This window comes from Streptomyces sp. Rer75 (genome assembly GCF_013414305.1).
Lineage (GTDB): Bacteria > Actinomycetota > Actinomycetes > Streptomycetales > Streptomycetaceae > Streptomyces > Streptomyces himastatinicus.
Map to the genome: position 1 here is coordinate 6,447,521 of NZ_CP058693.1, position 12,827 is coordinate 6,460,347.

The following is a 12,827-nucleotide window of genomic DNA, read 5'->3' on the forward strand; positions in this document are numbered from 1 at the left end:
TTGTGAGCGGCTTGTCAGTGGCGACCGATAGCCTCACTGGAGTGTCAGCCCGCATCGCCGATCCCGAGGAGCTCAAGGAGCTGCTCGGGATTCCGTTCACCCCGGAGCAGACGGCGTGCATCACCGCGCCGCCCGCCCCGCAGGTGATCGTCGCCGGAGCGGGCTCCGGCAAGACCACGGTGATGGCCGCGCGCGTCGTGTGGCTGGTGGGCACCGGCCAGGTCGCACCCGACCAGGTGCTGGGCCTCACGTTCACCAACAAGGCGGCGGGCGAACTGGCCGAGCGGGTGCGGAAGGCGCTCGTCAAGGCGGGCGTCGTGGACCCCGACCCGGACCCGGGCGCCGCCGAGGAGGCCGTGGGCGAGCCCAGCATCTCCACGTACCACGCCTTCGCCGGACAGCTCCTCAAGGAGCACGGGCTGCGCATCGGCCTGGAACCCAGCGCCCGGCTGCTCGCCGACGCCACCCGCTTCCAGCTCGCCGCGCGCGTGCTGCGCACCGCCCCCGGCCCCTACCCGGCGCTCACCCGCCCCTTCGCCGACCTGGTGACGGACCTGCTCGCGCTCGACGCCGAGCTGGCCGAGCACCTGGTCCCCGCCGAGGAGCTCCGCCGTCACGACACCGAGCTGTTGGACACCCTCGACGCGGTGAAGCTGACCAACGACGCGCTGCGCAAGGTCCCCGAGGCCGCCCGCGCGCGCCGCGAACTCCTCGGGCTGGTCGAGGAGTACCGCGCCGAGAAGAGCCGCCGCGATCTGCTCGACTTCGGTGACCAGATCGCGCTGTCCGCCACCCTGGCCCGCAGCGGCCCGGAGGTCGGCCGGATCCTGCGGGAGCAGTTCGCGGTCGTCCTGCTGGACGAGTACCAGGACACCTCCGTCGCCCAGCGGCTGCTGCTGTCCGGTCTGTTCGGCGGCGGCACCGGACACCCCGTCACCGCCGTCGGTGACCCGTGCCAGGCCATCTACGGCTGGCGCGGCGCCTCGGTGGCCAACCTCGACGACTTCCCCGCGCACTTCCCGCACCAGGACGGCAGCCCCGCCCGCCGCCACGCGCTCAGCGAGAACCGGCGCAGCGGCGGCCGCCTGCTGGACCTCGCCAACGGGCTCGCCGCCCCGCTGCGCGCGATGCACCAGGGCGTCGAGGCGCTGCGCCCCGCGCCCGGCGCCGAGCGGGACGGCCTGGTGCGCTGCGCGCTGCTGCCCACCCACGCCGAGGAGCTGGCCTGGCTCGCCGACTCGATCGCCCATCTGGTGCGCACCGGCACCCCGCCCGGCGAGATCGCGGTCCTGTGCCGCACGGCCGGTGACTTCGCCGAGATCCAGGGCGCCCTGGTGGAGCGGGACGTTCCGGTGGAGGTCGTGGGGCTGTCGGGGCTGCTGCACCTGCCCGAGATCGCCGACCTGGTGGCGGTCTGCGAGGTGCTCCAGGACCCGGGCGCCAACGCGGCGCTGGTGCGGCTGCTCACCGGCCCGCGCTGGCGCATCGGCCCCCGCGACCTGGCGCTGCTCGGCCGCCGCGCCCGCGCGCTCGTCTCCCACGGCGGCCACGGCGACCTGGAGGACGACCCGGACCGGCGGCTCGCCGAGGCCGTCGAGGGCGTCGACCCGGCGGAGATCATCTCGCTCGCCGACGCCCTCGACACCTTCCTCGACTCCGGCGGTGGCCCGGACGACGGGCTGCCGTTCTCGGCGGAGGCCCGGGTGCGCTTCGCCCGTCTCGCCGCCGAACTGCGCGAGCTGCGGCGCTCGCTGGCCGACCCGCTCATGGACGTCCTCCACCGGGTGCTCGCCACCACCGGCCTGGAGGTCGAGCTGTCCGCCTCGCCCCACGCCCTGGCCGCCCGCCGCCGCGAGACGCTGGGCAACTTCCTGGACGTCGCCGCGTCCTTCGCCGCACAGGCAGGCGGACCCGTGGACGGCGAGGCCACCCTCCAGTCGTTCCTGGGCTTCCTGCGGACCGCCGCACAGTACGAGAAGGGGCTCGACAACGCGCTCCCCGGCGGCGAGAACACGGTCAAGGTGCTCACCGCGCACAAGTCCAAGGGGCTGGAGTGGGACGTGGTGGCGGTGCCCGGACTGGTCGCCAAGCAGTTCCCGAGCGAGCAGAGCCGCGAGTCCTGGACGGCGAACGCCAAGGTCCTGCCGCACGCCCTGCGCGGCGACGCCGACACCCTCCCGGAAGTCACGGCCTGGGACGCCAAGGGGCTGAACGCCTTCAAGGACGCCATGAAGGAGCACCAGCGGACGGAGGAACTCCGCCTGGGCTACGTCACCTTCACCCGGCCGCGCTCGCTGCTGCTGGGCTCCGGGCACTGGTGGGGCCCGACCCAGAAGCGCCGCCGCGGCCCGTCCTCCTTCCTGGAGGCGCTGCGCGCACACTGTGAGGCCGGTTACGGCGAGGTCGAGGCGTGGGCGGACGAGCCGGAGGAGGACGCGGAGAACCCGGCCCTGCGCGAGACGACCACCGACCGCGCCTGGCCGCTCCCGCTCGACCCGGCCGCCCTGGCCCGCCGCCGCCGGGCCGCGGACGCGGTCCTGGCCCACCTGGCCCGAATGGAGGCGGCGGCGGGGCCGCAGGGCGCGGACCCGCACGCTGCGGCCCCGCACGGGCCGGTCCCGGACGACGACCCGGTGTGGCCGGAGCCGCCGGACGACCTGGACCCGTACCCGTACGAGGACGAGGCGGCGTACCCGTACGACGTGCCGCCCGACGTCCCGGACCCGTACGACGCGGCGTACGGCGACCCGTACGCGCACGCGAAGGGCGACCCGTACGAAGCCTCGTACGGCGACGACCACGCGTACCCCCATAACCCGCCCCCCGCGCCGGACGGCGACCTGGCTCCCGAGGAGGCGCGGCTGGCCGACTCCTGGGACCGCGATCTCGACGCGCTCGCCGGGGAGCTGCGGCGCGCCCGCGCGACCGTGCACGAGGTGCCCGTACCGCACACCCTGACCGCCTCCCAGCTGATGCGGCTCGCCGCGGACCCGGACGGCTTCGCGCGGGAGCTGGCCCGCCCCATGCCGCGCCCGCCGCAGCCCGCCGCGCGCCGCGGCACCCGTTTCCACGCCTGGGTCGAGTCGCGCTTCGAGGCGCTGCCGCTGCCGTTCCTCGGCCCGGACGAGCTGCCGGGCGGCGAGGACGACGAGCCGGAGATCGCGGACGAGCGGGAGCTGACGGCGCTCAAGGAGGCGTTCGCGCGCACGCCGTACGCCCGGCGCACCCCGCACCGCGTCGAGGTGCCGTTCCAGCTGACCCTGGCGGGGCGGACCGTGCGCGGCCGGATCGACGCGGTGTACCGGGAGCCCGCGGCAGGCGCCGGGGGCGGCCAGGGCTACGAGATCATCGACTGGAAGACCGGCCGCTCCCAGGACGCCGACCCGCTCCAGCTGGCCATCTACCGCCTGGCCTGGGCCGAGCAGCACGACCTGCCGCTGTCGGCGGTCTCCGCGGCGTTCCTCTATGTACGCACCGGGGAGATCGTTCGCCCCGCGGAGCTGCCCGGCCGCGCGGAGCTGGAACGCATCCTGACCGGCGAGACGGACGAGACGGACGAGGCGGACGAGACTGGCAAGGCTGACGAGGCGCGCGAGGCAGAGGATGTCCGTAACGCTTTCATCGACGTCGAACCGTGACCGAGGGCGACCGCGGATGAGCGGCCCGGAGACCCAGGCTCTGGCGCTCCCGCGCGCCGGATAGGCTCACATCCATGAGCACCACCCCGGACACGGACAACGCCGTCCGCGCCTTCGTCGACGACCACTACGCGGCCTTCCTCGACGACCTCGGCGCGTGGCTGCGCATACCCTCCGTATCCGCCGACCCCGCGCGCGCCGGTGACGTCCGCCGCAGCGCCCAGTGGCTCGCGTCGCACCTCACCGCGACCGGCTTCCCGGAGGTCGAGATCTGGGAGACGCCCGGCGCCCCGGCGGTGTTCGCCGCCTGGCCGTCCGGCGACCCGGGCGCCCCCACCGTGCTGGTCTACGGGCACCACGACGTCCAGCCCGCCGCCCGCGAGGACGGCTGGCACACCGACCCGTTCGACCCGGTCGTCAAGGACGGCAGGCTGTACGCGCGCGGCGCCGCCGACGACAAGGGGCAGGTCCTCTTCCACACCCTGGGGGTGCGCGCCCATCTGGCCGCGACCGGCCGCACCGCGCCCGCCGTCAACCTCAAGCTGCTCATCGAGGGCGAGGAGGAGTCGGGCTCCCCGCACTTCCCCGAGCTGGTCCGGGCGCACGCCGACCGGCTCGCCTGCGACACCGTGATCGTCTCCGACACCGGCATGTGGTCCGAGGACACCCCGACCGTCTGCACCGGGATGCGGGGCCTCACCGACTGCCAGATCGACCTGTACGGGCCGGACCAGGACATCCACTCCGGCTCCTTCGGCGGCGCGGTGCCCAACCCGGCCACCGAGGCCGCCCGGCTGGCCGCGGCGCTGCACGGCGACGACCGCACGGTGGCCGTCCCGGGCTTCTACGACGGCATCGTGGAGCTGACCGACCGCGAGCGCGAACTCTTCGCCGAGCTGCCCTTCGACGAGGCGGGCTGGCTGCGCACCGCGCACTCGCACGGCCTGCTCGGCGAGGCCGGGTACACCACCCTGGAGCGGATCTGGGCCCGCCCGACCGCGGAGGTCAACGGCATCGCCGGGGGCTACCAGGGGCCGGGCGGGAAGACGATCGTGCCGTCCACCGCCCAGCTCAAGCTGTCCTTCCGGCTGGTGGCCGGTCAGGACACGGAGCGCGTCCAGCAGTCCGTGCGGGAGTGGGTCGCGGCGTCCCTCCCGGCCGGGATCCGGCACGAGATCACCTTCTGGGGCGCGACCCGCCCCTGTCTGACCCCCTTGGACCACCCCGCCCTCCGGTCCCTGGTACGGGCCATGGGGCGGGCGTTCGACCAGAAGATCCGCTTCACCCGCGAGGGCGGATCGGGACCGGCGGCCGACCTGCGGGACGTCCTGGGCGCTCCGGTGCTCTTCCTGGGCATCTCGGTGCCGTCCGACGGCTGGCACGCACCCGACGAGAAGGTCGAGCTGGACCTTCTCGCGAAGGGCGCCGAGACGGCCGCCCACCTCTGGACCGACCTCGCGGAGAATGGACCCGTATAGCTCGCGTATGTACGTAAACCACCCGTTTCGCATGGGGAGTTGGAAGCAGCCGTGACCACCTGGACCGAGCGCGCCGCCACCCGGCCGATCACGCTCAGCGCCCCGAGCGGCATCGACCGCGCGGCGCACCACCGACTGGACGAGGCATGGCTGGCCGCGGCGTGGAGCCACCCGACGACGCGGGTCTTCGTCGTCTCCGGAGGCCAGGCCCTGGTCGACGACACCCCGGACGGCCGTACCGAGCTGGTCATGACCCCGGCCTTCGAGGCCCCGCCCACCGAGACCCACCGCTACTTCCTGGGCACGGACGAGGACGGGGTGCGCTACTTCGCGCTCCAGAAGGACACCCTGCCGGGCCGCATGGACCAGTCGGCGCGCCCCGCGGGGCTGCGCGAGGCGGGCGCGCTGCTGTCCGAGCGCGACGCGGGGCTGTTGGTGCACGCGGTGGCGCTGGAGAACTGGCAGCGGCTGCACCGCTTCTGCTCCCGGTGCGGCGAGCGCACGGTGATCGCGGCGGCGGGCCACATCCGTCGCTGCCCGGCCTGCGGCGCCGAGCACTACCCGCGCACCGACCCCGCCGTGATCATGCTGGTGACGGACGACCTGGACCGGGCGCTGCTGGGGCGGCAGGTGCACTGGCCGGAGGGGCGCTTCTCGACGCTCGCGGGCTTCGTGGAGCCGGGGGAGTCGATCGAGCAGGCGGTGATCCGCGAGGTGGCCGAGGAGGCGGGCGTCCCGGTCGGCGAGGTCGAGTACGTCGCCAGCCAGCCGTGGCCGTTCCCGTCCAGCCTGATGCTGGGCTTCATGGCCCGGGCCACGTCCTCACGGATCCAGGTGGACGGGGAGGAGATCCACGAGGCGCGCTGGTTCTCCCGGGACGAGCTGCGCACCGCGATCGAGTCCGGCGAGGTGCTGCCCCCGTCCGGGATCTCGATCGCGGCGCGGCTGATCGAGCTGTGGTACGGCGAGCCGCTGCCCCGCGGCTGACCGGGACCGCTGATTCAGACCCCGACCTTGGCCTTCACCTGGGCGAGGGAGGGGTTCGTCAGCGTAGAACCATCGGAGAAGAGGACGGTGGGCACCGTCTGGTTGCCACCGTTCGCCTTCTCGACGAAGGCCGCGGACTCCGGGTCGTGCTCGATGTTGATCTCGGTGTACGCGATCCCCTCGCGGTCCATCTGGCCCTTCAGCCGACGGCAGTAGCCGCACCAGGTGGTGCTGTACATCGTCACAGTGCCGGACATCGGTCTTCGCTCTCCTCGGGGTCGTGGCGTATGGGCAAAGGGTGAACGTTCATCTTCCTGCGCTCATTCCCGGCGGCACCGCGACCGCGGCGCCCGGCGTTCATATGACCGCATGGTCACGGCTGTGGACAACCGGCGCGGTGGTCCCGGGGTACCTGGCAGCATGGCGGGGTGACACCAGCAACGCACTCCACTCTCTTCCCGCAGGTCTCCACGCCGGGCGCCTACGCGGCCACGCCGCGTGACGCCGACGCGGTGCTGGAGGGGCTCGACCCCGAGCAGCGCGAGGTGGCGACGGCCCTGCACGGGGCGGTGTGTGTGCTGGCCGGGGCGGGCACGGGCAAGACCCGGGCGATCACCCACCGGATCGCCTACGGGGTGCGGGCGGGCATCCTCCAGCCCGCCAGCGTGCTGGCCGTCACCTTCACCAACCGCGCGGCGGGCGAGATGCGCGGCCGGCTGCGGCAGCTCGGCGCGGGCGGGGTGCAGGCGCGCACGTTCCACTCGGCCGCCCTGCGCCAGCTCCAGTACTTCTGGCCCAAGGCCGTCGGCGGGGAGGTGCCGCGGCTGGCCGAGCGCAAGGTGCAGCTGGTCGCCGAGGCCGCCGCGCGCTGCCGCGTCCGGCTGGACCGCAATGAGCTGCGGGATGTGACCGGCGAGATCGAATGGTCGAAGGTCACCCAGACCGTGCCCGAGGACTATCCGGCGGCGGCCGCCAAGCACGGTCGGGAAGCCCCCCGCGACCCGGCCGAGATCGGCCGGATCTACGCCGGGTACGAGCAGTTGAAGCGCGACCGCGGCGTGATCGACTTCGAGGATGTGCTGCTGCTCACGGTCGGCGTGCTGGAGGAGCGGCCGGACATCGCGGATCAGGTGCGCCGCCAGTACCAGCACTTCGTGGTCGACGAATACCAGGACGTCAGCCCGCTCCAGCAGCGGCTGCTGGAGCTGTGGCTCGGCGACCGGCAGAGCCTGTGCGTGGTCGGCGACGCCAGCCAGACCATCTACTCCTTCACCGGTGCCACCCCCGACCATCTGCTGGACTTCCGCACCCGGCACCCCGGCGCCACGGTGGTCAAGCTCATCCGTGACTACCGCTCCACCCCCCAGGTCGTGCACCTCGCGAACGGGCTGCTGTCCCAGGCCCGCGGCCGGGCCGCGGAGCACCGTCTTGAGCTGGTCTCGCAGCGCGACGCGGGCCCCGAGCCGGTCTACACCGCCTACCCGGACGAGCCCGCCGAGGCCGAGGCCACCGCCCGCCGGATCCGCGAGCTGATCACCCCGGTCGGGGAGGGCGGCGCCGGTGTCCCGCCCAGCCAGGTCGCGGTCCTCTACCGGGTCAATGCCCAGTCCGAGCTGTACGAGCAGGCGCTGGCCGACGCCCAGGTGCCCTATCAGCTGCGCGGCGCCGAGCGGTTCTTCGAGCGGCCCGAGGTCCGCGAGGCGGGGATGCTGCTGCGGGGCGCCGCCCGCGCCGGAAGCGCCGACCCGGTGCTGTCCGACGACGACCTCCCGTCCCAGGTGCGGGCCGTGCTCGGCACCCGTGGCTGGACGCCCGAGCCCCCCGCGGGCTCCGGGGCGGTCCGCGACCGCTGGGAGTCGCTGGCGGCCCTGGTGCGGCTCGCCGAGGACTTCGCCCGGGGCAGGCCCGGGGCCACCCTCTCCGATCTGGTGGCGGAGCTGGACGAGCGGGCGGCCGCCCAGCACGCCCCGACCGTGGAGGGTGTGACACTCGCCTCACTTCACGCCGCCAAGGGCCTGGAGTGGGACGCGGTCTTCCTGGTGGGGCTGACCGAGGGCATGATGCCGATCACCTACGCCAAGACCGATCAGCAGATCGAGGAGGAGCGTCGGCTGCTCTATGTGGGGGTCACCCGGGCCCGCCGCCATCTGAGCCTGTCGTGGGCGCTCTCGCGGGCGCCCGGCGGCCGCCCCTCCCGCAGGCCCACCCGCTTTCTGAACGGGCTGCGGCCCGGCTCCGCGGCGCCCGCCGCCCGGATGCCCGGCGGCGGAGGCGGAATCGAGCGCGGCACCGGCCCGAGTGCCCCGGTGCGCAAGCGGCGCACCCCGGTGCACTGCCGGGTCTGCGGCAGGACGCTGACCGACGCGGGCGAGATGAAGCTGATGCGCTGCGAGGACTGCCCCTCGGAGCTGGACGAGGCGCTGTACGAGCGGTTGCGCGACTGGCGGGCCGAGCAGGCCGGGCTGCTGGGCCAGCCCGCCTTTTGCGTCTTCACCGACAAGACGCTGCTCGCCATTGCCGAGGCCGTGCCGGGAACCGAATCGGAGCTGTCCGGCATCTCTGGTGTCGGACGACGGAAACTCGGCAGGTTCGGCGCCGACGTTCTCGCGCTCTGCGCGGGCCGGGAACTGCCCCGGGCGCACGAGGGTGACGGGGACGTCGAGGCAGGGGGAAGCCAACCGGGTGACCCAGCGGAAAACTCGACGGAAAAATAGTTTGCGCGCGCGGACGGCATACCCATAGCCTTCCGAGCACGGAGACAACGGCCCTTCCGGGAACCGAGGAATCCGTGTTGTACTACGTAAGTCCGGACCGGTTCGCACTGGTCCCCTGAGACGCCGAGAGGAGGCGGAGACCAATGATCAGCTTCATCGAGACCATCAAAATGACCGATCGCTCGGTCCTCGCCACCTGCCCGCTCGGCTCCACGCTTCCCGGCACCGGTATGCCCGGCGCCAATGAAGCGCGTCTCAGCGAGCGCAGCGAGCGACCGACGCAGGCACCTGCGGTAGCGGCAGCGGCACGGGCATTTGCCTATGCCCTGGCGGCCAATGGTGCCGGATCCCGGACGACGCAGCAGCACCACGAGAAGTGGGCCTTCCGCAGGCTCGAACCCTGGAGTTATCCAGCCTGATTCAGGATCAGGTCGGCACCTTCCAGGGCCGCGGAACCCACACCGGGATCCGCGGTCCTTTTGATTTGCCAGCGCCCGGCCACGAGCCGGACCGAACAGACGAGGAACACGCCACCGTGCAACTCAACGCACACGCCCCGTCCGCAGAGACCGACCTGAACCGCCCGCCTGACTCCTCGGAGGATCCCTTGACCCCCCTCACCGCCCTCACCGAGCTCGATGACGCCATCGAGAACCTGGGCGTAGCCGTCCCGTGCCGCTCGTACGACCCGGAAGTCTTCTTCGCCGAGTCTCCGGCCGACGTCGAGTACGCCAAGTCGCTGTGCCAGACCTGCCCGCTGCGCGAGGCATGTCTCGCCGGGGCCAAAGACCGTCGCGAGCCCTGGGGCGTCTGGGGCGGCGAGCTGTTCGTCCAGGGGGTCGTCGTGGCCCGCAAGCGGCCGCGTGGCCGCCCGCGCAAGAACCCGGTCGCGGCATGAGCACCCCCGGCACCATCGATCGCCCAGCGACGCACGAGCCCATGAAGCAGGTCCCGACGATGACCCCACCGGTCTCCGACACACCCACACGCCATCACTCCGGTGCGCCCGAGTCGCGCCAGAACAGGACCCGAGAAATGCAACTCATCCCAGAAGCCCTGGCGCGTGCGCATATGCGCCTGCACCGCAGCGCGGGGCGTGCCTCGCTGCGTGCCCGGCGGGCGCTGGCCACGGCGGTCATGTCCTGACGCGGCCACGCGTCGACACGGAGGGCCGGTCCGATGCGGACCGGCCCTCCGGCCGTTTCCGGAATCTCAGGCCGAGGTCTCCGCGTCCTCGGCCGCCCGCTCCGCCGGGACCTCGGCGTCGTCCGAGTCCTCGGCGTCCCTGTCGGTCCCACCGTCGGCCTCGGCGGACTCATCAGCCTCGGCGGTCTCGTTGGACTCATCCGCCTCGGCGGCGAAGCCGGTGACCCATGCCTCGAGTTCATCCCGCAGCCGCACCGTGGCGCCCAGCTGGCACAGCACTCCGATCGTGCTCAGGGTCACCCGGTGGATCAGCAGATAGGCGGGCGGCAGATTGAGCTGGTTGCCCAACTCGTAGACGGGCGAACCGCGGTCGGCCATCCGCGCCGCCTGGCCGCGTATCCACTGCCTCTCGAAGTGGAACGCCTCGACCTGGGCCGGTTCGAGCATCGGCAGCAGGAACTCCAGCAGCGCGTCAGGATCCAGCTCGATCGTCGGCTTGACGAACCCCTCATCCCGCATCAGGTCGTAGACCCCCGCGGCGTCTCCCTCCAGCGCCATCCGCAGCGCGATGCCGATGGGCTCGGGCAGCCCCCCGGGGAGCCGGTCCACCGAGCCGAAGTCCAGGACGCCCAGCTTCCACTGCTCCGGCGGCCCGTCCGGGGCGTCCCCGGTGAGCAGCCGGAAGTTACCGGGGTGCGGATCGGCGTGGAGCAGGCCGGTGCGGGACGCCCCCGAGAACAGAAAGCGGGCCAGCAGCTGACCGGCCCGGTCACGCTCCTCGGGCCCGCCCTCGGCGATCACCTCGGAGAGCGGTATTCCCTCCAGCCACTCGGTGATCAGCACCTGATCGCCCTGGTGCACCACCTCGGGCACCACGATCTCCGTGTCCTCGGCGTACTCCGCCACATGGGCGCGCTGGGACTCGGCCTCCAGCTCGTAGTCCAGCTCCTCGGCCACCCGGTCGCGCAACTCCGCGATCAGCGGCTTGATGTCCATGCCCGGCACCAGCGGCCCCAGCACCCGGGCGAACCGGCTCAGTTGGCCGAGGTCGGACAGCAGCGCCTGACCCGCCCCCGGGTACTGCACCTTGACCGCGACCTGACGCCCGTCATGCCAGACCGCCCGGTGCACCTGCCCGATCGAGGCGGCCGCCGCCGGCTTGTCCTCGAACTCCAGGAACAGCTCCTGCCACTCCGGGCCGAGCCGCTCCTCCAGCGCCGCGTGGACCGTGCCGGTGGGCATGGGCGGCGCGGCCTCCTGAAGCTTGGTGAGCGCCGCCCGATAGGGCTTGGCGATCTCCTCGGGCAGCGCCGATTCGAAGACCGACATCGCCTGCCCGAGCTTCATCGCCCCGCCCTTGAGCTCGCCGAGGACCTTGAACATCTGCTCGGCGGTGCGCTGCTGCATCTCGCGCGCGACGATCTCCGCCGGCCGCCCTCCTATCCGCTTCCCCAGCCCCCAGGTGGCGCGCCCCGCGAATCCCAAGGGCAGCGCCGCCAGTTTGGCGGTGCGGGTGATCGCCTTGCGCGGCAGATCGGACATGCGCCCTCCAACTACAGCTGAGCCATCCCGGGAGCAGCCTCCCGGACCCCCGTCGCCCACTCCGCGGACGTCGGTCACCCGCACATTGTGGCGTGCGGTCTCTCCGCGGCCGAGGCGTATACCGCATCATCCCGCCCGGCCGCTCCGCACTCGCATCCGGGATGCGCCTCGACGCGCTCGGCCTGCCAGGAGAGGGCGGGCAGCGCCAGCTCCCAGCGGGCCGCCGCGCCCCCGGGCAGTCCGTCGTCGAGGAAGGCCAGCGCCCGGGAGGCGGTGAGCCCTGCCACCACCGTGGCCAGCGCCGTGTCACAGGCCGGCGCGGCACCGCGGCGGCCGGACCGCCACTGGGCCAGCATCCGCGGCCACACCGGCTCCCGCTCGGCACGGGCCGCCGCGGCGCAGCCCGCACAGGGAGTGACGCCCGGGAGGACCAGGGGCCCCACCACCCCGGTGCTCTCGATCACCCCCGCGTACAGATGGGGTGTGCCGGAGGCGAGCAGCGGCTCGGCCGCCGCCGGATCCGGTGCGTACGCCGCGAGACCGTCGCGCGGGGCGATCACCACCAGGGCCAGCCCGGGCTCCCCGCCGGGCGGAGGCTCCCCGGTCCGCGCGCGTGGCCGCGGGCCCGGCGCGGTCCGGCGCACCAGCCGACGCGCGGCCACATCCCGCCGCTCTCCGATCTGCTCGGCCACCAGCCCGCCGGGCGCCACGTCCCAGGGCTCGACACAGCCCCCGTCCACCACATCGACCTGCCCGACCCCCGCGGAGGACAGCACCGCGGCGACCGCCGCCCCGACCCGCCCCGCACCGCGCACCTGCACCCGCGCCGCCCGCCGCGCGGCGAGCAGCCGCGCCGCCGCTCCCGGCTCCGGATGCAGCACCGACAGCGCCGCCGCATCCGGCCGCAGCCGGTCGAGGGCCGCGGCGGAGCCGCTCGCCAGGGCCGCGGGCGGGCCGCCGGGTCTCGTATCGTCCAGCAGCCCGGCGGCCGTGAGTCTCTCCAGCAGCTCATCGGCCCGCTCCTCCGGCAGCCCGAGGGCCTGGGCCTCCTGCCGCAGCAGGGGGAGCCCGCGGGTGCCGTCGAGCAGCTCCAGAAAGCTGCCCGTCGCCGTGTCCAGCGGGCCCACCACCACCGCATGCGCCCGGGCCACCCCGAACTGCACCGTGTCCCGGCTCCGCCAGGCGCGCCTCAGCGCGGGCTTGAGCATGGGATGCATCGCCGTCCCCCTTCGTCGAACGGTTCTCAGCATGGGCCCCGCCGCCCACCTGCCGCCGAAAGTTATCCACAGGCTGTGTTGATAGTCGTACAAGCGGTGCACGCC

General features: G+C 73.5%; 10 protein-coding genes. 7 read left to right on the top strand and 3 right to left on the bottom strand.

Translation table 11 applies throughout. From position 1 onward, the window contains the following. Nucleotides 1-41: 41 nt before the first annotated feature. From HYQ63_RS27990 to nudC, 3 genes are all read left to right on the top strand, one after another. A complete protein-coding gene (locus tag HYQ63_RS27990; RefSeq protein ID WP_179936644.1) occupies nucleotides 42-3,638 on the top strand; it encodes an ATP-dependent DNA helicase in 3,597 nt (1,198 codons plus the stop codon). Nucleotides 3,639-3,712: 74 nt separating this feature from the next. Next, nucleotides 3,713-5,116, top strand: coding sequence for a dipeptidase (locus HYQ63_RS27995; protein ID WP_179936645.1), 1,404 nt, complete (start codon nucleotides 3,713-3,715; stop codon nucleotides 5,114-5,116). Nucleotides 5,117-5,167: 51 nt separating this feature from the next. After that, on the top strand, nucleotides 5,168-6,103 hold the full coding sequence (nudC, locus tag HYQ63_RS28000) for an NAD(+) diphosphatase (RefSeq protein WP_179936646.1): 936 nt from the start codon (nucleotides 5,168-5,170) through the stop codon (nucleotides 6,101-6,103). 14 nt (nucleotides 6,104-6,117) lie between these two features. Here the strand turns inward: nudC and HYQ63_RS28005 are convergent, their stop codons facing one another. Continuing rightward, complete coding sequence (locus HYQ63_RS28005) at nucleotides 6,118-6,360, bottom strand: mycoredoxin (protein WP_063736906.1); 243 nt, start codon at nucleotides 6,358-6,360, stop codon at nucleotides 6,118-6,120. A gap of 171 nt (nucleotides 6,361-6,531) precedes the next feature. Here HYQ63_RS28005 and HYQ63_RS28010 point away from each other — a divergent pair, with 171 nt between their 5' ends. The 4 genes from HYQ63_RS28010 (at nucleotide 6,532) to HYQ63_RS28025 (ending at nucleotide 9,963) form a co-directional block, all read left to right on the top strand. Beyond that, entirely contained in the window at nucleotides 6,532-8,817 is a 2,286-nt protein-coding gene (locus tag HYQ63_RS28010) for an ATP-dependent DNA helicase UvrD2 (RefSeq protein ID WP_306664843.1), read from the top strand. A gap of 143 nt (nucleotides 8,818-8,960) precedes the next feature. Continuing rightward, nucleotides 8,961-9,236: a hypothetical protein gene (locus tag HYQ63_RS28015; RefSeq protein ID WP_179936647.1), complete on the top strand. Its 276-nt coding sequence runs from the start codon at nucleotides 8,961-8,963 to the stop codon at nucleotides 9,234-9,236. Nucleotides 9,237-9,352: 116 nt separating this feature from the next. Next, on the top strand, nucleotides 9,353-9,715 hold the full coding sequence (locus HYQ63_RS28020) for a WhiB family transcriptional regulator (protein ID WP_179936648.1): 363 nt from the start codon (nucleotides 9,353-9,355) through the stop codon (nucleotides 9,713-9,715). Continuing rightward, nucleotides 9,712-9,963 carry a hypothetical protein gene (locus HYQ63_RS28025; protein WP_123106779.1) on the top strand — a complete coding sequence of 84 codons (252 nt, stop codon included), beginning with the start codon at nucleotides 9,712-9,714 and terminating at the stop codon, nucleotides 9,961-9,963. The genes HYQ63_RS28020 and HYQ63_RS28025 overlap by 4 nt, the downstream gene beginning before the upstream one ends. A 66-nt stretch (nucleotides 9,964-10,029) precedes the next feature. Here HYQ63_RS28025 and HYQ63_RS28030 read toward each other — a convergent pair whose 3' ends face one another. Both HYQ63_RS28030 and HYQ63_RS28035 read right to left on the bottom strand, forming a co-directional pair. Beyond that, nucleotides 10,030-11,505, bottom strand: coding sequence for an AarF/ABC1/UbiB kinase family protein (locus HYQ63_RS28030; RefSeq protein ID WP_179936649.1), 1,476 nt, complete (start codon nucleotides 11,503-11,505; stop codon nucleotides 10,030-10,032). Between the two features lie 74 nt (nucleotides 11,506-11,579). Further along, nucleotides 11,580-12,722, bottom strand: coding sequence for a ThiF family adenylyltransferase (locus HYQ63_RS28035; RefSeq protein WP_179936650.1), 1,143 nt, complete (start codon nucleotides 12,720-12,722; stop codon nucleotides 11,580-11,582). Nucleotides 12,723-12,827: the final 105 nt, after the last annotated feature.